The organism is Daejeonella sp. AP26 (assembly GCF_056680515.1).
On the sequence record NZ_CM155286.1, the window covers coordinates 1,999,005 to 2,025,259 of the forward strand.

Annotated in this window: 15 protein-coding genes; 8 read left to right on the plus strand and 7 right to left on the minus strand. The window is 43.2% G+C overall.

Annotation, left to right across the window (positions count from 1 at the left end; translation table 11 throughout):
• Window position 1: 1 nt before the first annotated feature.
• From arsB to AC1MCB_RS08650, 6 genes are all read right to left on the minus strand, one after another.
• Complete coding sequence (gene arsB / locus AC1MCB_RS08625; RefSeq protein WP_479968343.1) at window positions 2-1,111, minus strand: ACR3 family arsenite efflux transporter; 1,110 nt, start codon at window positions 1,109-1,111, stop codon at window positions 2-4.
• A 52-nt stretch (window positions 1,112-1,163) separates the two neighbouring features.
• The gene (locus AC1MCB_RS08630; protein WP_479968344.1) at window positions 1,164-1,493 is read right to left on the minus strand and encodes an ArsR/SmtB family transcription factor; all 330 of its coding nucleotides are present in this window, start codon (window positions 1,491-1,493) and stop codon (window positions 1,164-1,166) included.
• Between the two features lie 80 nt (window positions 1,494-1,573).
• Window positions 1,574-2,920: a GntP family permease gene (locus AC1MCB_RS08635; RefSeq protein WP_479968345.1), complete on the minus strand. Its 1,347-nt coding sequence runs from the start codon at window positions 2,918-2,920 to the stop codon at window positions 1,574-1,576.
• The gene (gnd, locus tag AC1MCB_RS08640; protein WP_479968346.1) at window positions 2,913-4,820 is read right to left on the minus strand and encodes a decarboxylating NADP(+)-dependent phosphogluconate dehydrogenase; all 1,908 of its coding nucleotides are present in this window, start codon (window positions 4,818-4,820) and stop codon (window positions 2,913-2,915) included. The genes AC1MCB_RS08635 and gnd overlap by 8 nt, the downstream gene beginning before the upstream one ends.
• 201 nt (window positions 4,821-5,021) lie before the next feature.
• Window positions 5,022-5,276: a hypothetical protein gene (locus AC1MCB_RS08645; RefSeq protein ID WP_479968347.1), complete on the minus strand. Its 255-nt coding sequence runs from the start codon at window positions 5,274-5,276 to the stop codon at window positions 5,022-5,024.
• A gap of 286 nt (window positions 5,277-5,562) precedes the next feature.
• The gene (locus AC1MCB_RS08650) at window positions 5,563-8,385 is read right to left on the minus strand and encodes a triple tyrosine motif-containing protein (protein WP_479968348.1); all 2,823 of its coding nucleotides are present in this window, start codon (window positions 8,383-8,385) and stop codon (window positions 5,563-5,565) included.
• A gap of 346 nt (window positions 8,386-8,731) precedes the next feature.
• On the opposite strand from AC1MCB_RS08650, the gene AC1MCB_RS08655 reads away from it, so the two are divergent.
• From AC1MCB_RS08655 to AC1MCB_RS08690, 8 genes are all read left to right on the plus strand, one after another.
• Complete coding sequence (locus tag AC1MCB_RS08655; RefSeq protein WP_479968349.1) at window positions 8,732-11,839, plus strand: SusC/RagA family TonB-linked outer membrane protein; 3,108 nt, start codon at window positions 8,732-8,734, stop codon at window positions 11,837-11,839.
• Window positions 11,840-11,853: 14 nt separating this feature from the next.
• Window positions 11,854-13,359, plus strand: a complete 1,506-nt coding sequence (locus tag AC1MCB_RS08660) for a RagB/SusD family nutrient uptake outer membrane protein (RefSeq protein ID WP_479968350.1) — start codon at window positions 11,854-11,856, stop codon at window positions 13,357-13,359.
• 10 nt (window positions 13,360-13,369) lie between these two features.
• On the plus strand, window positions 13,370-14,794 hold the full coding sequence (locus AC1MCB_RS08665; RefSeq protein WP_479968351.1) for a PKD domain-containing protein: 1,425 nt from the start codon (window positions 13,370-13,372) through the stop codon (window positions 14,792-14,794).
• Window positions 14,795-14,956: 162 nt separating this feature from the next.
• Window positions 14,957-15,808: a glycoside hydrolase family 16 protein gene (locus AC1MCB_RS08670; RefSeq protein ID WP_479968352.1), complete on the plus strand. Its 852-nt coding sequence runs from the start codon at window positions 14,957-14,959 to the stop codon at window positions 15,806-15,808.
• A gap of 10 nt (window positions 15,809-15,818) precedes the next feature.
• A complete protein-coding gene (locus tag AC1MCB_RS08675) occupies window positions 15,819-17,279 on the plus strand; it encodes a glycoside hydrolase family 30 protein (RefSeq protein WP_479968353.1) in 1,461 nt (486 codons plus the stop codon).
• Window positions 17,280-17,304: 25 nt separating this feature from the next.
• Window positions 17,305-19,062: a cellulase family glycosylhydrolase gene (locus AC1MCB_RS08680; RefSeq protein ID WP_479968354.1), complete on the plus strand. Its 1,758-nt coding sequence runs from the start codon at window positions 17,305-17,307 to the stop codon at window positions 19,060-19,062.
• 6 nt (window positions 19,063-19,068) lie between these two features.
• Window positions 19,069-20,283 (plus strand): cytochrome c3 family protein, encoded by a 1,215-nt coding sequence (locus AC1MCB_RS08685; RefSeq protein WP_479968355.1) that lies wholly within the window; start codon window positions 19,069-19,071, stop codon window positions 20,281-20,283.
• 7 nt (window positions 20,284-20,290) lie between these two features.
• On the plus strand, window positions 20,291-22,603 hold the full coding sequence (locus AC1MCB_RS08690; RefSeq protein ID WP_479968356.1) for a glycoside hydrolase family 3 N-terminal domain-containing protein: 2,313 nt from the start codon (window positions 20,291-20,293) through the stop codon (window positions 22,601-22,603).
• 447 nt (window positions 22,604-23,050) lie between these two features.
• Here the strand turns inward: AC1MCB_RS08690 and AC1MCB_RS08695 are convergent, their stop codons facing one another.
• Window positions 23,051-26,227 (minus strand): efflux RND transporter permease subunit, encoded by a 3,177-nt coding sequence (locus tag AC1MCB_RS08695; protein ID WP_479968357.1) that lies wholly within the window; start codon window positions 26,225-26,227, stop codon window positions 23,051-23,053.
• Between the last annotated feature and the right edge of the window lie 28 nt (window positions 26,228-26,255).

Genomic DNA, 26,255 nt, shown 5'->3' on the forward strand with positions numbered 1-26,255 from the left:
ATTAGATTTCCGATTCAATCGTTCTTAATTCTATCGGTTCGGGTTGAACCTTCCCGTAGTATTTATCACGCAGCCAGAAAGATACCTTAACCAGGATGATCAGCGCAGGCACTTCAACCAGTGGCCCGATAACACCGGCGAAGGCTTCACCCGAATTGATGCCGAATACACCGATGGCAACCGCGATTGCCAGTTCAAAGTTGTTTCCGGCAGCTGTGAAAGCGATCGACGCGTTTTTCGAATAGTCCGCCCCAAGATATTTCCCGAAAAAAAAGCTTGATAAGAACATCAACACAAAATAAATGGCCAAAGGAATTGCAATTCTGACTACATCCATTGGGATCTGTACGATCATTTCTCCCTTTAGTGAAAACATTACCAGGATAGTGAAAAGAAGGGCAATCAGTGTAATTGGTGAAATGAACGGAATAAATTTGGTTTTATACCACACATTTCCCTTTAAACGGATCAATATTACACGGCTAAGAATTCCGGCAACAAAAGGTAATCCCAGGTAAATGGCCACACTTTCGGCTATTTGGCTCATGCTGACGTTGACCTCGATGCCTTGCAAGCCGAATAAAGGCAACAGAACGGTGATGAATACATAAGCATAAACACTATAAAGCAGTACCTGGAAAACGCTGTTTAAGGCCACCAGCCCGGCTGCGTATTCGCGGTTACCCTCTGCCAATTCATTCCAAACGATTACCATAGCGATACAACGTGCCAGACCTATAAGGATAAGCCCGATCATATAATGAGGATGATCCTGCAGGAAGGTGATTGCCAGCGCGAACATCAGTATGGGCCCTATTACCCAGTTAAGAAGCAATGAAGCTCCAAGTATCTTTGTATTGCGAAACACCTCCCCCAGCTTTTCATATTGAACTTTCGCCAAAGGCGGATACATCATCAGGATCAATCCAATGGCCAATGGCAGATTGGTAGTGCCAGAAGAAAAGGAATTAATGAATCCCGCTGAAGACGGGAGGAAGTAACCGATACCTACCCCCACACCCATTGCCAGAAAGATCCATAAGGTTAAATAGCTATCCAAAAAGCTTAGCGTTTGGCGATTTGCGGCGGGTGCGCAGTTATTTGCAGACATAAAAAAAATAAGTAATTGTTCTAAGCAATCTCCCGGTGAAATAATTGAATGTTTAGCAGCAGGATTCGGCTGTTTTAATTTGGGTAAATAGCTGGTCGAGCATTAGCTTGCAGTCTTCCCATACCCTGCTATTTATACAGTAGCATATACTGGCTCCTTCTATAGATCCTTTGATGAAACCAGCGGTTTTTAGTTCTTTTAAGTGCTGAGATATGGTAGCCTGCGCCAGGCCAAGTTGTTCAACGAGATCGCCGCAGATGCACGTTTTTGTTTTCGACAAATGCTGAAGAATGGCAATCCGTGCGGGGTGAGCAAGGGCTTTGAGCATGACAGAAAGCTCGTTTTGCTGCGTTGTAAATAGATTACTTTTGGTGATTCCCATAATATTGCAATATTACGATAATATGTATTTAAGAGCAACTATCTTTAATGAAAAAAGTCAAATCGGTAAGACGAAGGAGATTAGATAAGGGCACTCATCAGCAATACCATCAGAAAACCTGTGACTGCTATCAACGTGGTCACGACAGTCCAGGAGCGAAGAGTCTGGCGTTCAGTAAGCCCGAAGTATTTGCTAACCAGCCAGAAGCCACTATCATTAACATGCGAAAGGATGCTTGCTCCGGACGCGACCGCTATGACGAGCAAAGCCCGGTGATAGTCGCTATAATCGAAACCTTCCATAAACGAGGCTGTCATTCCGGCCGCGGTTATCATGGCTACGGTAGCAGATCCCTGCATGATCCGGATAGCTGCCGATGTAAGGAAAGCAAAAAATAAAGCCGAAAAACCGTACCGTGTCATCACTTCGGCTAACATTTTACCTGTACCTGTTTCAGTTAATATTTCTTTAAATACTCCTCCCGCCCCGGTTACCAGGATGATCATACCGGCAGTACCTAAGGAAGCGGTACTAATATCGAGCAGTTCTTTTTTGCTGAATCCTTTTCTAATACCCAACAGATACCAGGCAAACAGATTCGCCAATATTAGTGCGATAAATGGATGGCCAAGCATTTTGAAGATATCTTTCGCTCCTTCAGACAAAGGAATATTGTCTCCCAAAGGACTATCGAGGTAGGTATTCATCAAAATCAGAAGCAATGGTAATGCTACAAGAGCCAGAATGATACCCGGAGAAGGAAGCTTTGAGGGACTGACTTTTGTTTCGAAAAAAGATGGTGTTTCTACATAGATCCTTTTTGATATGTAACCGGCAAAAAGGGGGCCGCCTACAATCGCAGCCGGGATACCGGCAATAAATCCAGCAGCAATCACTAATCCAAGGTCGGCACCCAAAATACTCGCCACCGCGACAGGCCCCGGGGTAGGCGGAACAAAAGCATGGGTAACCGCTAGGCCGGCGAGAAGCGGTAGTCCGTAATACAGGAGAGACTTTCCGGTTTTTTTCTGCAACGCGTACACTATCGGCACCAGTATGACAAAACCAACATCAAAAAAGACCGGTATGCTGACCAGAAATCCTGTTACAGCTAATGCCCAGGAGGCCCGTTTTTCGCCGGTTTTATCAAGTATATAAGCTGCCAGCGACTGCACACCGCCCGAGGTCTCAAGGATAGCACCAAACATTGCACCGAGTCCTACTACAATGGCAATATATCCGAGGGTATTAGCCATGCCTTTCTGAATACTGTCGACAATATCCAATGCGGGCATGCCGGCCATCAGGCCTACGCAAATACTTGCAATCAGCAGGGATAGAAATGCCTGGATTTTGAAATATAATATTAAAACTAACAATAAGGCAATGCCGGCTATAACGGCAAACATCAACGAGTAATCAATCATCGTATCGAGGTTTCCAGTTAGTATGAAAATATTGACCCGCCGGTTTGTCTTTTCGGGTGTAAGTATGGGCTCCGAAGTAATCACGCTGTGCCTGAATAAGGTTTGCCGTGGAATCTGCAGTTGTGTAGGCAAGAAAATAGTTCAGCGCAGCTGACATAACGGCTAAAGCTATACCTTGCTGAATACCTTGAGCTACTGTAAAAGCAAGGTCCGTTTGCGAATTCCTTATTTGTTGCACGATTTGCGGTGAAGTAAGAATAGTCTCATCTCTCTTTAAGATTTCCGACAGATCTTCCATCAGGGCAGACCTGATAATACAGCCGTTTGTCCAGATGCGTGCGATCTCACTTAAATCAAGTTCCCAATGATGATGTTTCGCTGCTTCAATAATCAGGTTAAAGCCAATATTGTGGTTAATGATTCGACATGCTCGGTACGCATTCTCTAAACTTTTAACAAAGTCTATCCGGTTGATGTCCTCAGTAAATGTTTGCGTTGGATACAGAGCAGCAGCCTTCACGCGGCTGGCTTTCATCGCTGACAGCGAACGTGCCATTACTGCTTCAGCCAGCGGACTATAAGGCACACCATACTCCAGGGACGCATTTATTGACAGTCCTCCAGTTCCTTTCTGTTCAGCCTGGTCAACGATCAAGTCGAGAAGCAGATGATCCCCTTCCTTCTTCTGCAGAATCTCGATAGTAATTTGGAGCAGATAGCTGCTAAGGTCTTTGTTCTGCCAGTGCTTCAGAACGTTGACTATCTCATCCGGTGTAAATCTTAACAAATTTTTAAGCAAGCCGTATACTTCGGCCAGTAGCTGCATTTCAGCGTACTCGATGCCGTTGTGCACCATCTTGACAAAATGGCCCGCGCCCCCCGGCCCGATGTAAGCAGCACAAGGATTACCTGATTTATCCTTCGCGGCAATTGCCTCCAGGAACTTGGCAATGAGTATGTAGCCCCGCTCTGATCCTCCGGCCATGATAGACGGCCCACGTCTTGCACCTTCTTCCCCTCCTGAAATGCCCGTTCCTACAAACAGGATTTCTTTGGCGCTTGATAGAGCTGTTCGGTGGATCGTATCTTTATAGTGGGAATTCCCCCCATCAATAACCACATCTCCCGGTTCGAGCATATCTAGCAGCTGATGGAGCTGTTGATCAACTGCACCTGCGTAGATCATCAAGAGGATTTTACGGGGCTTCTTCAATGCTTGAATGAATTCCTCCAGTTTATCGAAACCTTTTAAGGTGGAAAAAGAAGGATTTTCGGCGATCATTTTCTCTGCTATATCCTCTTCCTTGCCAGGAACTTGCCGATTATAAACTGCAACCCTGATGCCTTTTTCCGCAAGATTTAATGCTAGGCTTTTGCCCATAACTCCTAAACCCAATACCCCGAACTCTGATGGTGGACTCATGCTATTAAGTTTAGTTAAGATTTCCTGAACGATTAATTCAGGACTGCCAGATATATCGACATGCAAGCCGTAAGCGGGTTTTTCAAGAACTTCCAGCTGGGAGTTCAGCATTGCCGGCGACATATAATGTTCTGTTCGTGATTCTAATCGGGCTAATATTATATCGCGTGTACCATCCAGATAAATCCAGTTAACCTGAAGGTCATTTTGAAGAACCTGACGATAGTGCTCTTTTAAAGCCGAGCACGCCAGTACTGCGCCTCCCCGCTCTTCCCATTGCCGGAGATTACTTGCTAACTCTTCAAGCCATGGCATCCGGTCCTGGTCGTTTAGAGGGATGCCGTTCTTCATCTTTTCAATATTTGACAAAGGATGAAAATGATCAGCATCATAGAAAGGTAAGCCCAGCTTTTCAGCCAGTCTGGAACCAATGGTTGTTTTACCACAACCTGATACTCCCATCACAATAAAAATCATTTATGAAAGTAAATTATTTCGGTGAAACGGAGGCTGGTTCAAGAAAATAATGGAATGATATGGTGCAGCTTTGATAAAGTGCGGGTTCAATATGTAATAATAGGTCAACCTTTGGCCGCAGTGCTTAGTTTCTAAGCTATCGTAATAATGAAAAGGACAGAAATTTTTAAGTTACACGCTGGTTAAGAGATCGATCTAGCCCTATAGGGATATCGAAAGGAGAAGATGATATCCAATCTCATCTCCAATAACCTGCAGTTCAGCATCGTTCCAGGGGAGGTCATCTTCTGTTACCCATGTGCAGTCAGCGTCCATCTGGATAGATCCCACTGTCAGGGTATTTAATACGAGTAAATAGCCGGCTGTGTTATCGCCTTCAGGTATTTCGAATGGAATCACAAATATCTCTGCAATACCGGTTTCTAATTGTACACTGATATCAAAAGCTTCAATCATGCTGGTAATATTTAAAAGTTCAAAATTTAGGCTGAGCTGCCAACTACAATAGACAATTTTAACGCTGAACAAATATCCTTAGTATCAAAACAAAGGGATGTCGGCGATCAGGGAACGGCTTGAAACTGCTGGAAACGGATTTGCTTTGGAAGAGGAATCTACGAAATAAATACAGTTAATAAAACAATAGCGGTCAGAAAAAACATAAAAAGACAATACCATTAAATACTTTTGAAAAAATGTTTTGACAAATTATCAACATTTTAAATATGAGCCATTTTGCAACTTAGGCTGAATCCTTACTAATCGACTGTATAATAAAATCGAAGAGGTTGGCGTCGGAAGGTATGTTAAGCTTTTTTCTTAACCTGTACCGGCTTACCTCAACGGCCCTGATGGTGATGCTCATCAGCTGGGCAATCTCTTTAGAAGAGAGGTTCATCTTTAGATATGCACATAACTTCAATTCATTCGGCGTAAGATTTGGATGCCGTTCTTTAATATCTGATAAGAAATTAGAATGCAGGTGATCAAAATGGATTGAAAACTGATCCCAGTCAGCATCTCTCTTTTCAACCTCATTCAATAAACGAAAGATCTGTTTAAAATCAGAGGAGCTATTTTCAGCATTAGGCATTTTTTGCAAGTTTGATACTACCTCTTTTATTTTGCTCAGCACCTTGCCACGTTGTACAAGATGCATCGTGGTACTTGCTAACTCCTTGTTTTTAAAATTTACATCATGCTCAAGCTTTTCATTTTTGAGCTTTACAATTTCGCTCTCATTCCTATCAATTTCGAGTTGATGGAGATACCTTAACTTTGCCTGCTCTTTTATATGTCTCTTATTCTGCCATTTAACCAGTAAAATGAACAGTGATATAAACACGATACAGTATAGCAGATAGGCGAGGTTGCTTTGATACCATGGCGGCAGAACCTTAAAAGTGTATGCGACCGGAGCGGACGAATTCCCGAGATTGTTACGGGCCTTCACTCTAAATGTATAGGTACCAGCCGAAAGATTTGTATAATCCTTCTCGCTTTTTTCAGACCATGCCGACCACCCTTTGTCGAAACCCGCCAATTGGTAGCTGAACTCTATGTTATCCTGCTGCTCGTACAGAGTAGAAGCATATTCGAAATGAATGGAATTGAAATCACTATTCCGAATTGACAAAACAGACTCAGGGTCCTGGGTTGCTGCAGGCAATTTTTTATTGAGAAAATAGCCACCAAAAATAACGGTATCGCTTTTTCCAAATGCTTTGACCTTACTAATCAGCGGATTCAGCTTATTAATATTCTCAATATACTTTTCATAATTGATATGGAACACTCCTTTATTGGCACCAATAAAGATATTATTCTGATCTACGGGATAAATCGTTTCGAATCCGCCAACAACTTTAGACGCTAACTCGGGGAAGTACACAATTGTGTAAGGTTTATTTGCCTTAAGCTGTTTAAAGTCCACGATTCCAACTTCTTTATTAGTGATAAACCAAATATTTCCGGCAGGATCCTCTTTGAGGTATTGTATAGAAAGATTCCCCAGCGTTTTATGGAATTGTGGAGAGGGAATGAAAGTGCCTTTCTTACTGTTATACTCGTAAATGCCTTTTTCAGTGGCAATAACTATTCTGTTCTTTATTTTGAAAACGTAATTATAAAGAGTGGATGGCAAACCATTCTTTTTTGTGAAGAGGGTTGTTTTACGAATCTGATTTTGGCTGAATGAAAGTTCTATCTTATAAACCCCGTGATACGGATGGGACGCCCATACCGCATTTGAGCTTTCTTCATACACCGTAAAGCGCAGCGGGTCATTAATCCCTTTAATAGAACCTTGATCATAGAACCTCCCATCCTTATAGGTTAGATGGTGAAGTCCGGTATAAGTACCAGCAATTATATTTTTTGAAGGAAAGACAGTCGAAACAGAATTGAAGAGCCAGGTGCCCGGATAAGAATAGATTCGGTCAACTAAATTATCTCTGACAACAAAAGTTCCATCTTCATGTGCGAGAAGTAAGTGTTTGTTAATTTCATCTAGTCCCCATACCTGGCCTTTGGTGTTTGGTATTTCATTAAAGTGGCCCGGAGACAAGCTAATATCGCGCTCGGAGGGAACTATTAAAGACGAACGGAATAAGCCATTGGATGTACCAATGTAAAGTCTATCCTCAAACATCCTGATTGCGTAACTAGTGACCTGCTTTTTGTCGTCGGGATGAATTTGTTTGATGGCACTGTTAATGGCCATAAAATCAATTCCGTCATCAAGACCCAGCCAAAGGTTTTTATTTTGATCGACAAAGAGACCTCGAATATTGTTTTTCTGCAACCCTTCGGAGTAGGAATATTTTTGAATAAGCTTGCCGTCTTTATTGATGATGATCACCCCGCCGGACGTGGTTCCGAGAGCATACCAGTTCTTATTTACGGGGATAGCAGAATAGATCCGATCGTTATAAAGAAGTTGATCCTGTGGAGTCACTTTTCTTGAAAGTCTGGACCCCCTGAGAAGAAAAAGGCCGTCTTTCAAAGTGGTGATCAACAAGGAATCCTCGCTGTATCCCAATATAGAGGTGATCGTAATCGATTTGAGGAGAGGATCCTGGCAGACAGGTGTCCAGTTACCATTTTTGAAAATCATTAGTCCTCTTGTTCTCTCCTGCGCGTAGACGGTATTATTTGCCACACCCAAAAATTCCCATTGCTTAGCGGGCATGACAACTTTCAAGATTCCGTCCTGGAAATGAAGGATCTTACTAATTGATCTGAAAAATATCTGGCCGTTCAGAATGTTAATATCCCAGATATCAGCAAATTGCCGATCCTTAACTGGAATCAGATCTCTCAAAGAGTGATAAGCCAGTTTGCCGTTTAGATCAGGAAAAAAATAACCCACTTCATCCTGGCCACCCACATAAATCCGTCCATTGGGATGAATTGCTAAAGATCTGACTACTGTTTTATTTGGTAAAGGATAGAGGTTCCAAAAAGTTCCATTAAAGGTTAATAAGCCCTCGTTATTTCCAAAATACATAATTCCAAACCTGTCCTGCCCCGCATCCCAATTTTGGGTACCTGCTTTATATGACAAATTATTATAGTTAATGATTTGAGGAGTGCCTATCTGATTTTGTGCATTTAGATTGGAAAAATAAAAAATTAGAAAAAACAGTACGGGGGAGAATCTCATCTAAATTAATTTGGTTATCCGGCTTATTTTCAAAATCTAAATATAGAATTTATACGCTACATGTAGTGATTATGTTGTAGTAGGCATGTAGCATCTAAAATGCGGTTTTTTTTAAAAAAAAGGAGCTCTGTATAGGTTATGTAGTAGTGAAAAAAAGACGGATGTAGTATTAACCTTCTACTTTTGATTTTAGGTTACCTCCCCAAGTAGCCTGCTAACCAAATAAAAACCAATTAAATTATCTTTTATGAAAGGAATGATTACTTTATTTCTCTTCATTTCCTGTGTGCTTTTTAGTCCTGCTTTTTCGCAGGTACAAGAACAACAGGTAAGTGGAAAAGTAACTTCGAAGGCAGATGGCTTACCATTGCCCGGGGTTACCGTTACAATTCAGGGAACAACAACCGGTACCAGTACCGATGCTTCCGGAAATTTTTCTATAAGGGTTCCAAAGATGGGATCCATATTAGAGTTCAAACAATTGGGAATGGAAACCCAAACCTTCACTGTGAATAACAGTAACCCTATTAATATTATTTTGACTGAAAGCACCAGTGCCTTAGAAGAAGTGGTAGTGGTAGGGTACGGTACTCAGAAGAAAAGTGTTGTAACAGGCGCTATTTCAAACGTAACAGCAGCAGCACTTGAAAACCAGGTGGTAACTCGGGTTGAACAGGCATTACAGGGACGTGCTTCAGGTTTAACGATTGCATCCAGTTCAGGTGCTCCCGGCGCTTCCTCTACAGTACGTGTCAGAGGTACCACCACAATCGGCAACAGTGATCCACTTTATGTTGTGGATGGTGTTGTTGTTGACGTTGGCGGTATCGATTACCTAAATCAGAATGATATCGAGTCTATTGAAGTATTGAAAGATGCTGCTTCGGCAGCGATCTATGGTGCAAGGGCAGCTAGTGGGGTAATCCTTGTATCTACTAAAAAAGGTAAAGTAGGCAGCATGAACATTAATTATGCTGGCTACTACGGAAATCAAGCTCCGGTAAGAGAGTTGGATATGCTTAATGCCACTGAGTATGCTACCCTTAGAAATGAGGCTTCGGTAGCTGGTGGCGGAGGTGTTATTTACTCAGACCCACAGTCATTTGGAGAAGGTACAAACTGGCAGGATGCCCTTTTCAATAACAACGCAGGTATCCAAAACCACGAACTAAGTATCAGTGGAGGAAATGAGAAGTCGACTTTTTATTCTTCTTTTGGCTTAACTGATCAGGAAGGTATTATAGCGAGCGCAATATCAAACTACAAAAGACATAACGTACGTCTTAACTCAACGCATAAAATAAAGAACTGGCTAAATGTAGGTCAAAACTTAGGTTACTCGCGTATTAAGAGCCAGGGTGGTTTAGGAACTAATACAGAATTCGGAGGTCCGTTAAGCTCTGTATTGAACCTTGATCCTATTACGCCTATAATAGAAACTGATCCGGCTTTAATAGAATTCTACAACCGTCAGCCTGTTGTCCGCGACGCGAACGGCAATCAATATGGTATCTCTCAAACGGTTGCTCAGGAGATGACTAACCCGTTTGCATACATTCAAACACAGCTTGGTAACTACGGCTGGTCTGACAATATAGTAGGTAACGTTTATGCGGAAGTTGAACCAATCAAAGGATTGAAATTCAGATCATCATTGGGAGCGAAACTAGCCTATTGGGGTGGCGAAAGTTTCAGACCGATCTACTATTTGAATGCAGCTACACAAAGCACTCAAACATCTTTTAACCGCGACAGAAACCAGGCATTCAACTGGAATTTAGAGAACACCGCATCTTATTCTAAAGTTGTCGGTCAACATAGCTTTACTGTTCTTGCCGGACAGGGAGCTTACGTAGATAATAATTCAAGCGGTATGAACTTGTCTTTCAGCAATATCGCTGCAACTAGTTTTGAAGAAGCTTCTTTTAACCTTAAAGTTCCTACTGCGAACAGAACCACTGATGCTTATGAAGGCATTAATCATACTGTAAGTTCATTGTTCGGTCGGGTAACTTATGACTTTAACGAAAAATATCTTTTCACCGGTATTGTGCGCCGTGACGGTTCTTCCAGATTTGGTAGTAATAACAAATACGGATACTTCCCTTCAGCGTCTGTGGGATGGGTTCCTTCACGTGAAGATTTCTGGAGTGAAAACAAAGTGGTAAACACGTTAAAAATCAGAGGTTCTTATGGTATAGTGGGTAACGATAATCTTGGAGATTTCCGTTACATATCAACAGTAGGTGCTAATAGGAATTATGTGTTCGGTTACGACAACTATTACATTGGTTACAGTCCTGACGCTCCGGCTAATCCTGATTTGAAATGGGAAGAAACCAGTCAGCTGAACATTGGTTTAGATGCGATCTTGTTTGAAAACTTCAATTTCACTTTCGATTGGTACAATAAAAAGACAAGCGGAATATTGCAGACTATTGCACTTCCTGGATACGTTGGTTCAACCGGCGAGCCATGGGGTAACGTTGCCGACATGGAAAACAGAGGAGTTGAGTTTGAACTTGGCTATCGCAAACAGTTAGGAGAATTAAACCTGTCTGTTAACAGTAACCTGTCTTTCCTGGAAAACGAAGTAACTTTTCTTGGAGAAAACAAGGCATTCTTAAACGGAGGTGCAAGCATCCAAAACAGCTCCTACCCTATTACCCGTACGGCCGTTGGCGAAGCTATCGGTTCATTCTACGGATTTGAAACTCAGGGAATCTTTCAAAATGTTGCGGAGGTTAATGCATACACCGGTACTAATGGCATGATTCAGCCGAACGCTAAACCAGGTGACTTCCGTTATTCTGATCTAAACCTTGATGGAAAAATCGATGAGGCTGACCGTAAATTCATTGGGGATCCAACTCCTAATATGACTTATGGTCTTACCTTAAATGCAAATTACAAAAGCTTCGACTTCCTTATCTTTGGTCAGGGCGTTGCAGGCAATCAGATTTTCCAGGGAGTAAGACGATTAGACATTCCTAACGCAAACTGGCAGTCTGAAGCATTAAACCGCTGGACTGGCGAAGGAACTTCGAACAACTACCCAAGGTTGACTACTGATGATCAGAATAGGAACTTCTCAAACCCATCAAGTTTCTTCTTAGAGAACGGAGATTACTTCCGCATCAAGACTTTGCAGTTAGGATATACTTTACCTACTTCATTAATCAGCAAAGCAGGATTAAGCAAAGCCCGTATCTATGTGAGCAGTAATAACCTGGTAACATTTACCAAATACACTGGTTTTGATCCTGAAATTGGAACCGGAGGAAGCTACGGTATTGACAGGGGTATCTACCCACAGTCAAGGTCGTTCTTATTCGGTTTAAATATTGGACTATAATTAAAAACATACAGATGAAAAGATTCAATATAAAAGCATTTACAGCTATGGCAGCAGGTCTGCTTGTGATGGCTGCATGTCAGAAAGATTTCCTGGAGGTTGATCCGAGAGGAACCCTTCTGGAATCCACGTATTATCAAAATGCAGATCAAGCATTTGCAGGCTTGGTAGCTGCTTATGATCCCATGGGATTTGAGACGGTAAATACTTACCACAACTTTGGCGCTTTAAACAGTGCTTCTGATGATCATGTTGCAGGTGGTGGCGGATCAGCAGATATGGAAACCTGGCAGGTGTGGAGTAATTATACACTCGATCCGTCAAAAGGTCCTCAGGGAGATTACTGGAACCGGAATTTTTCGGGTGTTGCAAGAGCAAACGTATTGCTGACAAAAGTTGAGGCCGGTATTCCGGGTCTTGATGATGCGACAACAACCAGATACATCGCTGAAGCTAAATTTCTTAGAGCGTATTACTACTTTGATCTTGTAAGATTATTCAAGAATGTACCTCTTTTTACTGCACCAATTTCTACTGAAGAAATATATACAGCAACACAGGCAGCTCCTGAAGCTGTGTGGGCTCAGGTTGAAAAAGATCTTGCAGAAGCTATTCCTAACCTTCCTCTAACAGTTCCTGCCACGACAGAAGGTGGCAGAGCAACTCAGGGAACTGCAAAAGCACTATTAGGTAAAGTATTGTTGTATCAGAAGAAGTGGTCAGCCTCGGCAGCTCAGTTTGCTGAAGTTAACGGTACACCAGGCGGAACTAGTAAATATGGCTATAAGCTGTTAACCAACTTTGGTGATATTTTCCTCCCTACTAATAAGTTTAACTCCGAGTCAATTCTTGAGATTGTGAAAACAACCCAATCAAATTCAGGCTGGGGTAACTGGGGTAACTTTGAAGGTAACGTTGCGGTAACTATGTTTGGTCCACGGGGTTATTCAGGTCCAATCTACGTATCAGGATGGAGCTTCAATCCTTTCGTTACTTCATTTGCGGTAATGATGAAAAAGGATCCTCGCTATCCGTATACCATTGCAAATATCGACAGTCTGGAAAAAGCCGGAAAAGCAGCTTACGAAAAGGGCTATATGAATACCGGATATTTTATCGAAAAATTCGCACCGAAAATTGAGTATCAATCTAAAGGCGGTGGTGAGCCTGCTTTAAACTGGCCGAATGACTACATCGAAATCCGTCTTGCGGACACTTACCTGATGGAAGCTGAAGCCCTTGTACAAGGTGGTGGTGATGCAGCAAGAGCAGCAGCGTTATTGAATGCAGTTCGGGCAAGAGTTGGCTTAAACCCAGCCCCGGCAACTTTAGATAATATCTATCTGGAACGTCGTATGGAGTTAGCTTCTGAAGGACACCGCTGGTATGATCTGGTAAGAACCGGAAAAGCAGGTGCCGCTTTGGGAGCCAGAGGATTTGTGACTGGGAAGCATGAGATTCTTCCAATCCCTCTATCAGAATTAAACAATACTCAACTGGTTCAAAACCCTGGATATTAATCTATAACGTATGAAATCAATATTCAAAATATCTAAAATATATTTTCTGCTGGCCTCTTTTGCAGGTTTTCTACTTGCGTCTTGCAGCCCGGAAGAATTCAACGGCTCGCTTGGGCCGGCTCCGACTTCAGATGTTGTGAAGTTTTCAGCAACGGCTGATGCAGCCAATCCTAACATCATTAACTTCAAGAACGAAACTCCGGGCACAATTACTGCCATCTGGGATCTTGGAAACGGTAATACAGGGGACGGTGCTCAGGTAAATGGTTCTTATGCCGTTAAGGGGACGTATACCGTAAAATTGACGGTGTTCACTAAAGGTGGTTACGCATCTAACACTAAGACTGTTGAGATTGCTGCTACTAACGTAGCGATGTTGAACCGTGAGGATTATAACTTCCTTACTGGTGGCGCAACAGCAGCTAACGGCAAAACCTGGCGTATAGAAGGTGAAACCAAAGGTCATTTAGGAGTAGGTCCCACTGGCGGTGCAACCCCTGAATGGTATACTGCTGGCGCGAATGAAAAGGCTTCAGAAGGTTTGTATGATGACCGGATCACCTTCAATCTGAACGGCTTCAAGTTTACAAATCAGAACAACAACACCACCTTTTCCAACTTTGAGTTTGTTACCGATCTGGGAGCGCCTGCTGCTACAAGTGACGTGACTGTACCTTATACCCCTGCTGCTAACACAGTATGGAGTATCCTGGAAGAAGGCGGCAAAAAGTACCTGGTTATTTCAGGCGGTGGCTTTATCGGTTACTATACCGGCACTACTAAATACGAGATCTTAACTTTAAATGAAGATGAGTTGTATATCCGTGGGATCTCTAAAAAAGCCGGTGATACATGGTATCAGCGTTTAGTACGTGCAGATTATGTTAGACCTATCGAAGCCAAGCCAATTAAGTCGGCTGATATCTTCGATAATTTCGATCAGGATGGCAACGTAACCTGGAAAAAGGAAAACCTGACATTAAACGAAAGCTACGATAACCCGCTTCCACTGCCAATCAATACATCAGCTAAGGCTGCTATGTATGTGAAACAGGAAGGTTCTGGTTTCATGTTTGCAAACATGTTCGCTGATTTCAACTATAAGTTTGATCTGACTACAAGGAACAAAATCTCTTTAAAGGTTTATATTCCTGGTTCAAACGACTTTACAACTGCAGCTGGAGAGTCATGGGCTAATCCTCGTTTGTTGAAACAAGTTTCTGTTAAACTACAGGATGGCACCTCTGCTCAGCCATGGGTTAACCAGGTGGAAGTAATCCAGCAGGTTACACAAACTGACCGTTGGGTTGAGCTTACGTTCGATTTCAGTGGCGCTGTCAGCAGAAAAGATCTTGACAGACTGGTTATTCAGATCGGCGGTGAAGGAAATCACATCGCAGGTTTGTTCTACATAGACGATATCAAACTACTTTAATCATAACTAAAAAGGTCAGGTTTTCCTGACCTTTTTGCAATTTTGTCATAGAGCTTGCCGGTCAATCCGGCAAGCTCAAATGATGATCAATTGTCCGGATTTAATCTCTCGAAGTCCCCCGATCAACTAATTCCATTCGCCAAAATGCAAAACAATAAGAATATGATAACTTCTATAGTTGCCAGCAGTTTATTCCTTATTATGAGCTCCTGCTCTAAAAAGGACACGCCCGGTGGTTCGATACCTCCCCCTGTGGTTGTTAAACCGGTTGATAAAGAATGGACATTCGAAGCGACGCCAACATGGTCCGATGAATTTGATTATTCTGGCGCACCGAATACAGCCAAATGGGGATACGATATAGGCGGCGATGGCTGGGGAAATAACGAGCTTCAATATTATACAAACAGTACTAATAACGCATCCGTCGGAAATGGCGTTTTGACCATTAGCGCACGAAAAGAAAATATGAACGGTAAGGAGTACACTTCAGCAAGGGTGGTCTCCAAAGGCAAAGGAGACTTTCTTTATGGCCGTTTCGAAATAAAAGCAAAATTACCTACAGGTAAAGGTACCTGGCCGGCTATATGGATGCTGCCAACCGACTGGGCTTATGGCGGATGGCCAAAGTCCGGAGAAATTGATATTATGGAACACGTGGGTTATGACCAGGACAATGTACATGTAACCGTGCACACCGAAGCTTATAACCATTCTATTGGTACGCAAAACGGTAAACAAAAATTAGTTACCGGGGCAAGTACAGATTTCCACGTTTACCGGATTGACTGGACACCCTACTCTATCAGAGGTTTTATTGACGGAGAAAAGATGTATGAGTTCCTCAATGAAGGAAAAGGATCTGCCGTATGGCCATTCGATAAGAAATTTCACCTATTGTTAAATGTCGCCTTTGGCGGCAACTGGGGAGGTGCCCAGGGTGTAGACCCTTCTGTTTTACCACAGAAAATGGATGTTGACTACGTAAGGGTTTATAAGTTAATCGAGAAGTAACAAATAATATATGTATATTTTCAGGACAGGCGCTTATAGATTATTGAGCCTGGCATTGTTAGTCTTGGTTACCACAGCCTGCGAGAAGAAGACGACAGGCGGTGACAATCCTTCGGTGATTCCACCAAAACCTGAACCGGTTAAAACAGATGTATTGTTTTATCTGACCAAATCCGACCGTTCAAGTGCATTCGCTAAACAGAATACAAGTCTTCTATTCTCCACTGCCAGTAATCAAAATCCTTCCATAGAAGTTGATGAAAGCAAAACATACCAAACTATTGATGGCTTTGGCTACACCTTAACTGGTGGCAGTGCTTCGCTGATCAATACATTAAGCGGCACAGCAAAGGATGCCTTATTAAAAGAGCTGTTTTTAACAGACAGCACACATATTGGAGTCAGTTACCTGCGCATCAGTGTGGGAGCTTCGGACTTGAGTACAGTGCCGTTCACCTACGATGATATGCCGTCGGGCCAAACAGACATTACCTTAAAGAACTTCAATCTTGACAGGGAGCGAACTGATCTGATTCCGGTGTTGAAACAGATAATTGCCCTGAGTCCCAGCATAAAGATCATGGGATCCCCATGGACGGCGCCAACCTGGATGAAGACCAACAACAGTTTTGTTGGCGGAAAGCTCAAGCCTGAATACTATGGAGTCTATGCCAGTTACCTCGTTAAATACATCCAGGCAATGAAAGCGGAAGGAATAACCATTGATGCTTTGACACCCCAGAATGAGCCGCTTCACGGGGGCAATAACCCGAGTATGTTAATGATGGCCAATGAACAGGCCGACTTTATCAAGAACCATCTGGGTCCCGCATTTGAAAGGGCCGGTATCACAACCAAGATTATCATTTACGATCATAATGCAGATAAACCTGACTATCCAATATCTATATTGAATGACCCTCAGGCTAAAAAATATATTGATGGTTCCGCGTTTCACTTATACGGTGGAGATATCAGCGCACTGAGCACGGTGCATAATGCCCATCCGGATAAAGGGATCTATTTTACGGAGCAATGGGTTGGTGGTCCTGGTGACTTTGGCGGGGATTTGAAGTGGCATGTCCAGAACCTGATCATTGGAGCAACCCGCAACTGGAGCCGTAATGTGTTAGAGTGGAATTTGGCTGCTGACGCAAACTATCGTCCTCATACCGATGGCGGATGCAGTACTTGTCTGGGAGCAATCACCATCTCCGGTAGTTCAGTGAGCAGAAATGTGGCTTACTACATCATTGCCCATGCTTCTAAGTTTTCCAGACCGGGTTCAGTACGCATTGAATCAAATAACCTGGCTTCTTTACAAAACGTGGCCTTCAAAACGCCTGATGGTAAGAAAGTACTTATCGTTCTGAATGCCGGCAATACACCACAAACCTTTAATATTAAGTCAAACGGAAAATCAGTCTCTTCTACCCTGCCTAACGGTGCGGTAGGAACATATGTTTGGTAACATCCATCGTTAAAATTCTTCTTAAATGAAAAAACCTGTCCGATATCTTCTTTCCAATATCTTCGTTTGCGCCTCTATCATCTTACTTTCTACCAATCTCAAAGCTCAGGGCTTTCTGGATGTTAAAGGCAAATCTATAGTCAACGGAACCGGCGAGAAGGTGATTTTACGCGGCATGGGGCTGGGTGGCTGGATGCTGCAGGAAGGTTATATGCTGCGTTTCCCAAAAGAAGGACAGCAACACCGGATTAAGGCTGGCATACAAGACGTGATCGGCAAAGATAAAACGAACGAGTTTTACGATGCATGGTTGAATAATCACACTCAAAAAGCCGATATCGACTCGATGAAAGCATGGGGGTTTAACTCCGTTCGTTTACCGATGCACTTTAACCTTTATACCCTTCCAATTGAAGACGAGCCTGTTAAAGGCAAGAACACCTGGCTGGAGAAAGGTTTCACCATGACCGACAGCCTGTTAGCCTGGTGTAAGGCAAATGAAATGTATCTCATTCTTGACCTGCACGCAGCACCCGGCGGTCAGGGGAATGACTTCAACATATCTGACCGTGATCCGAATACGCCTTCCCTGTGGGACAGTGAAGATAATCGTAATAAGATGATCACCTTGTGGCGTAAGCTTGCTGAACGCTATGCTAACGAGCCCTGGATAGGCGCTTATGACCTGATCAATGAACCAAACTGGGGTTTCACTGATCCGGCGGATAAGAACGGCTTGAAAGAACCACGTAATATTCCTTTGAAGAAACTGATGGTAGACGTTACCAGGGCCATCCGGGAAGTCGATAAAAAGCACATTATTATCATCGAAGGTAACGGTTGGGGTAATAACTACAACGGCATCCTGCCTACCTGGGATGATAAAACAGTGGTTAGTTTCCATAAATACTGGAATTACAATACGCAGGGTTCTATCCAGCATTTCCTCGATATCCGGGAAAAATACAATGTGCCTATATGGCTGGGGGAAACAGGCGAGAATTCAAACGTCTGGTTTACACAGGCCATCAGTTTGATGGAAAGAAACGAAATCGGCTGGTGCTGGTGGCCCCTTAAAAAGATGGGCTTCAACAATCCGCTGGAGGTTAAAATTAACGATGGTTATCAGCAACTGTTAGACTACTGGGCAGGCAAAGGGCCTAAACCTTCTGCCGAGGCAGGCTACAAAACAATGATGCAGATCGCTGAAAATACCCTGCTGAAAAATAATATCATTCACTACGATGTGCTTGACGCCATGTTCAGGCAAGTAGGTTCTAACAAAGCCATTCCTTTTAAGAAGCATACAGCTGGCAAAGTGATCCAGGCTGTGGATTACGACTTGGGCATCAGCAATGCTGCCTATTTCGACAAAGACTCCGCGGAGTTCTATATCTCGACAGGCACTGATCGCACTGGATGGAATTCGGGTCGCACTTACCGCAACGACGGTGTAGACATTCATAAAAGCACTACCCCGGCAGACTCATACTTCGTCACTAAAATAGAAGATGGCGAGTGGATTCAATATACTGTTCATGCGGATAAAAGCGGACAATACAAATTAAAGCTCAATGTAGCATCTGCGAATAATACCGGCAAACTTTCTGTATTGGCCAATAACCTTCCAACCAAAAGCCTTGCTGTACCCAATACGCGTGGCGAACAACATTGGCAGTCTGTCCAGCTGAACAACATCACACTCAAAAAAGGAGCTAATCAAATCAGGGTGCTCGCTGATAAAGGCGGATTTAACTTCAAGTCATTTCAACTTTTAAAATAAGACTCAATGCTATTCTCAAAACGCCTTCTATGGATCTATTTGACGATCGGTGTTTTGATTTTCGTTTTATCGCAATGCTCTGATCTGAATAAAAAGAAGTCCGCAGATATCCGGGGGGCCCACTATGCAGACCCCAAGAGCTGTGTTAAGTGCCACAGTAACATCAACGAAACGTTTTCAGAAACTTCTCATTTCCACACTTCCTCTGAAGCAACCGATCTGAAAGAATTTCCGAAAGCTGATAACACATTTGCGTTCAATGACAGTTTGAAGGTGGTTATCGAAAACCGGGACAATAAGATGTACCAGGTAGCCTATTCTAACAATAAAGAAATTGAAGCACACCGGTTTGATATCACCTTCGGCTCTGGTGAAAAGGCAAAGACCTATGCCTACTGGGAACAAAACTCACTTTTTCAACTGCCCCTCACTTACTATAAGTCCGTAAATAAATGGACCAACAGTCCTGGATTTCCGGAAGACCGTATCCACTTTCAACGAGCCATCATCAGCCGCTGCTTTGAATGCCACAGTTCCTTTGCCGAGACAAAGATTGTGAAGACAGGCAGCCTATCAGTGTCAGAAGAGATTGTAAAGGGTGCTGCCATTTACGGCATTGACTGCCAGCGCTGCCATGGTGCCGCAGCAAATCATGTCGCGTTTCATGAGGAGAACCCCGAAGAGAAGTCGCCAAAGTATATTCCGCAGATTAATAAACTTTCGCGTCAGCAAAAGATCGACATGTGTGCGGTCTGCCACTCCGGGAATGACAAGCTGACTCAGAAGTCAACATTCACTTTTGCTCCCGGTGATACCCTCTCAGAATATTATTTTCCTCAATATACCCGAAGCACCAAAGAGCCGGACGTTCATGGTAATCAGTACGGAATGCTTGCTTCGAGCGCCTGCTTTATCAAAAGTGAAATGGATTGTTCCTCCTGCCACAATACGCACGTGACCGAGAAAAACAATCCGGCCCTCTTCGCACAGCGCTGCAACACCTGTCATAATACCGACGCTCATCCCCTCCTCCCAGAAGTTGGTAAGGCAAATCTGACCAACAACTGCATCGACTGCCATATGCCCGTACAGCCATCTAAACTGATCACCTTTCAGCTGGCCGGAAGAACCCACAAGACCCCCTACTTGCTACGCAGTCATAAGATTGCAGTCTATCCTGAAGAAACCCAAAAGATCCTATCATACTTAAAATCAAAATAATCAAACAATGAAACCATATTTCAGTCGTATTTATGTATCCGCATTACTGATTCTCCCCATGGCAGTTCAGGCACAAGGACCCAGGTCAAATAAACCGAGCGCAAGGATTGAAGCACTCATCTCGAAAATGACAGTCGAGGAGAAAGTCGGCCAAATGGCCCAGGCCACGCTTGACGTGATTGGCAAAGGGGAAAACCGCTACGCAAGTTTCGAACCTTTTTCGCTTGATACTGCTAAACTTAGGAAAGCTGTAGTAACCTACAAGCTTGGCTCTATACTTAACACCGCAAATAACCGCGCCCGTACGCCCCAGGTCTGGAATCAGATCATCGGTCAGATACAGGAGGCAGCCACCAAGGGAACCCGGCTGGGCATACCCGTTATCTATGGTGTTGACGCAGTACATGGCGTTACCTATACTGCCGGTGCAACAATTTTTCCGCAGCAAATAGCGCAGGCAGCCGCAAGAAACAGGGATTTGGTCCGTAAAGGCGCTGAAATCACTGCCTATGAAACCCGCGCAAGCTCAATTCCATGGAACTTCTCCCCGGTACTTGACCTTGGTTCCGATCCCCGCTTCTCGCGCCAGTTTGAAACATTTGGCGAAGACCCCTATCTCATTACCGAGCTAGGGAAAGAGATGATCGTAGGTTACGAAGGCAAAGATGCTGACATATCTAATCCGGAAAAGGTAGCCACCTCGTTAAAGCATTTTTTGGGATATATGGTTCCGGCATCCGGCAAAGACCGTACTCCGGTTTATATTTCAGAGCAAGCCTTAAGAGAGTATCATCTTCCAGCTTTTAAAGCAGCTATTGATGCAGGCGCGCATACCGTGATGATCAACTCAGGAATTATCAACAACGTTCCTGTACATGCTAATTATGATATCCTGACCAAGTTATTAAAGGAAGAACTAGGCTTCAAAGGTCTGGTGATTACCGACTGGGGTGATATTGAAAATCTTTTTACCCGCGACAAAATAGCCAAAGATCACAAAGAGGCGATTGAAATTGCTATCAATGCAGGTATTGATATGTCTATGGTAGCCTACAATTACGAAGTGTTCTGTGATAATTTAATTGCCCTTGTAAAAGAAGGCAAAGTAAAAGAGAGCAGGTTGAATGATGCCGTGAGAAGGATCTTATGGGTTAAAGAAGAACTTGGCTTATTTGAGCGCCCCGTTACCAATATTAAGGACTATCCGAAATTTGGAAGTAAAGAATTTGAAAAAGAAGCTTACAACTCCGCCGCTGAAGCGATTACACTATTAAAAAACGAAAAGAATATTCTGCCGCTTACAAAAGGTAAAAAGCTTTTTGTAACCGGACCAAATGCACATTCCATGCGTACATTAAATGGTGCGTGGACCTATTCATGGCAGGGTGAAAAGGTCGAGGAATTTGCAGCAGGCTATAACACCATTTTGGAAGCTTTACAAAACAAAGCAGGGAAAACTAATGTGACCTATTCGCCGGGAGTAAGCTATAAAATGGATGGCAAGTACTACGAAGAATTGACGGATAAGTTTGAAGGAACGATCACTGCTGCTAAAACCGCTGATGTGATCATTCTTTGTATTGGTGAGAATACCTATACCGAAACACCCGGCAACTTAAATGACCTGTACATATCTGATCTGCAAACCGAACTGGCGCAACGCTTAGCCGCTACCGGCAAACCAGTTATCCTGGTGCTGAACGAAGGACGTCCGCGTATTATTAGCAAGTTTGCGGATAAGGTTCCGGCGATCATCCAAACATATCTTCCCGGTAATTATGGTGGTGATGCGCTGGCTGACATTCTTTTCGGGGATGTAAATCCTTCAGGAAAACTGCCGTACACCTATCCACAGTTCCCGAACTCGGTAGCCAGCTACATCCACAAGCCCGCTGAAGAACGTGAGACTACGGAAGGTGTTTACAACTACAGCGCGGATTTTAACCCACAATTTGTTTTCGGCCATGGGTTAAGTTATACTACTTTCACCTACAGTAACCTTGCTCTAAGCACCGGCGAGCTCAAGGGAACCGCTACTTTAACGGTGACTGTTGATGTCAGCAATACCGGTAAAAGAGAAGGTAAAGAAGTTGTTGAATTATATACCAGCGACCTCTTCGCCAGCCTTACACCCGATGTAAAACGCCTGCGAAGGTTCGATAAGATCAGTTTAAAACCCGGCGAACGCAAGAAGGTTACCTTCACACTTACGAAAGATGACCTTTCTTTTATTGATATGAACAACAAACCGGTCACCGAGAACGGTGAGTTTAAAATTCAAATTGGTAACCAGACCAAGAATTTCAATTATACCAACTAACCGCTAAGTATTTTCAGTAAGTCAAAGTATGTCCAGACAAAACCGTCTGGACATTTTTTTTGTGCTCGAAACTTTTTATTACCGCTGACCTGAAATCGTTTATGTAAAATATTATTCAACTATTAGTTGACAGTGTATTTATCATGTACTCACTATTTCCGGATATTGGTAACATACTGCAGTGATACTGTTAACATATTGTTATCATACTGTTATCCCGAACTCGGGTAGCTAATAAAATGCACCGATAATCAGGTTAGTTTTTGGGGAATCATGTTTTGATATGTTATCCTTTAAGTTTATGTCCTGTTGAAAGATCTGCGATGTAGAATGTAAAGCCTGGGAGGCCTGGGATCGCAGCTAATCGGTAGTCGCGTTAATTTACTGACGGCACAAAAAAAAGGAGCTCTCGCTCCCTTCTCAACTACCCTAACCTATGAAAACTCTTTAAACCAATTCTGGTTCTTCTTCGTATTCTTTAACTTCTTTATGATTGTAAGACGCAACCAACAGTTCGTCAATTGTATGTTCTTCCTTCTTGCCGTTGAACTTCTCAATCAGGCGATCAAAAATCTGGTACATAACCGGTACAATAACAAGGGTGAGGAATAATGAACTCACCAGTCCTCCGATAATTACCCATGCTAATCCGTTTTTCCATTCTGCACCTGCACCAGAAGCCATTGCAATCGGCAGCATACCGATCACCATCGCGATGGTGGTCATCAAAATGGGGCGTAAACGTGCCTGGTTAGCCAGGATCAATGACTCGTAAGTGCTCTTTCCTTCTTTCTTCATCTGGTTTGTAAAATCGACCAGGATGATCGCGTTCTTGGCAACCAGACCGATCAGCATAATAAGACCGAGAATGGTAAAGATGTTTAAGGAGTTATTTGTCAAACCAAGAGCCAATAATGCTCCAATAATGGATAACGGAATGGAGAACATTACCACGAAAGGATATACAAAACTATCGTACAAGGCAACCATAATCAGATAAACTAGTACCACAGACGCTAATAAAGCAATCCCAAGAGTTCCGAAACCTTCACTCTGATTTTCCATATCACCACTCCACACGAAACTTACTCCAGCAGGACGTTGAAGCTTATCAACTTTTCCCTGGAATTCGGTTACAATTGAACCCGTAGGGCGGCCTACTGACTGTGCCTGTACAGAAACGGCTGTACTTTTATCACGACGTTGCAGCTGGCTTGGACCTGATGCTTCGCTCACATCTGCAAATTGTGATAACCTAATCTGCTGACCGGCATTGTTCACAAAAAGCAAATTTTTCACGTCATCCAGGTTCTTACGGTTGAAACTTGAATAGCGGATATTAATATCGTACTCATATTCACCCTGGCGAAACTTACTATCGGTATTACCACTGAATGCGGTTTGCATAGTTCCACCCACCGTAGAAAGATTTAATCCTAATGCCGCCATCTTATCACGATCCACATTTACGCGGATCTCCGGGTTACCGGTTTCTACAGAAAGTTTTACTTCTGTGGCTCCTACCGTAGAGGCCAACTGGCTTTTTGCTGATTCGGCAAACTTCATTACGCTGTCCAGATCAGAACCGATAACAATTAGCTCTATTGGGGCGCGCTCTGCCGTACCCAGCATACTGATAGGTACAGTTTTTACTTTTGATCCAATAAGTAGTTTAGAAAGCTCACGGCTTATTTTAGCGGCATATATGGCTGACTCATCTTCACGGTCTTTTTTCTCGACTAACTTTACCGTGATCTCCGATTTATAAGGGGTTGACTGCGAACTACCCATTCCTTCACTCGATTGACCGACGGTTGTGATAAGTGAAGTTATCTCCTTTTGCTGAGACAAGAAATCTTCAGCCTTGCGGGTCATTTGATTGGTTTGTTCAATCGATGCATCCTTGGGCATTTCAACCTGGACTATAAATTCACCTTTATCACTTTTAGGAAAGAACTCTGCTCCTATATAACCCGCTCCCAGTAAAGCAAAGGAAGCGATCAACAAGCCGAAAGTAACTCCAAGCGTTGTTTTTTTATGAGCGAGAGACCATTTTAAGATTCCGGTGATCCAGGCCGTAAATCGGTGTAGCTGCTTCTCGAATCCAAGAATGATACGACCAAAAAAGGTACGATTCGTGATGTTTTCCAGTTTACCAAAACGTGATGAAAGAAGCGGAACAACGGTAAACGATGTCAGCAACGACAGCAGGGTTGAGATAATAACAACCACACAGAATTCACGCAGAATATCAGAAACAAGTCCGGTGCTAATAGCGATCGGGAAGAACACCACCACAATTACCAATGTAATAGAGGTTACGGTAAAGCCGATCTCTTTGGTAGCATCCATAGCCGCACGAACTCGGTTCTTACCCATCTCCATGTGACGGTAAATGTTTTCCAACACCACAATGGCATCATCCACCAGGATACCTACTACCAGAGATAATCCCAGAAGTGACATTAAATTCAGGGAGAAACCCAGCATTTGCATCCCGATAAAGGTTGCAATAAGTGATAATGGAATAGAAACCATTACAATCACCGCATTACGTAAACTGTGCAGGAAGAAAAGCATCACAAAGGCTACCAGTATAATCGCAAGGACTAAATCATGGATAACCGCATCGGCTGACTGCAGGGTGAAGACCGAGCTATCATTAGCCACCTTAACTGACAAGCCGACGTTTGCATAGTCTTTCTCTACAGTTGCGATCAGTTTATGTACGCCTTCACTTACTTCTACCGCATTCGCATCCGACTGTTTAATTACCTGCAAGGCGATTGCATTCTGTCGGTCGACCCGAGCTATTTTTTCTACGTCTTTCTGAGTATCCTGTACATCAGCAACATCACCTAAACGAATCTGGGCGCCGGTGGATGAAGTGGAAATTACCAGGTTTCTCAGATCATCAACAGACTTATATTTTCCAGCTAAACGAATCAGAATATCCTGGTTCTCTGTCTTAACGCTTCCTGTAGGGAAATCAAGATTAGAGCTCTGTATGGCTTGCTGCACCTGCAATAAAGAAAGGCTGTAACCTTCTAACTTGGCAGCATCAATGCCCACATGAATCTCACGTTCTTCACCGCCAATCAGGTTAACCTGGGCAACACCCGGAACCCGTGAAATGATCGGTGCAATACGCTTATCCATCAGGTCATAAAATGCGGCATCGTCCATTTTTGCCGAGGCAGACATGGTGATGATGGGAAGGTCATCCAGGGAGAATTTATTTAGGGCTGGCGCCTTTACATCTTCCGGAAGATTTGCCAGAATTGCATTTACCTTACGTTGCGCATCATTTAAAGCAAGATTGACATCAGTACCACTATTTAAGGTGATGGTGACTACAGAGATACTTTCATATGAACGTGAGTCGATCTTCTTGATATTCTCCATCGAGGACACAGCGTCTTCAATTTCTTTTGTCACGGTATTTTCGACCTCACTCGGGGATGCTCCCGGGTAGATGGTGCTTACAGAAACTACGGCGGGTGAGAATTTAGGCAACAACTCATAGTTAAGAGAGAAGTAGCTTAATAAACCCATTAGCGAGAGGACAGTGAATACCACTATCACCAGCGTAGGTCTTTTGATTGATATTTCGGTTATTTTCATTGATTAATGAGATATGAATATTGAGATA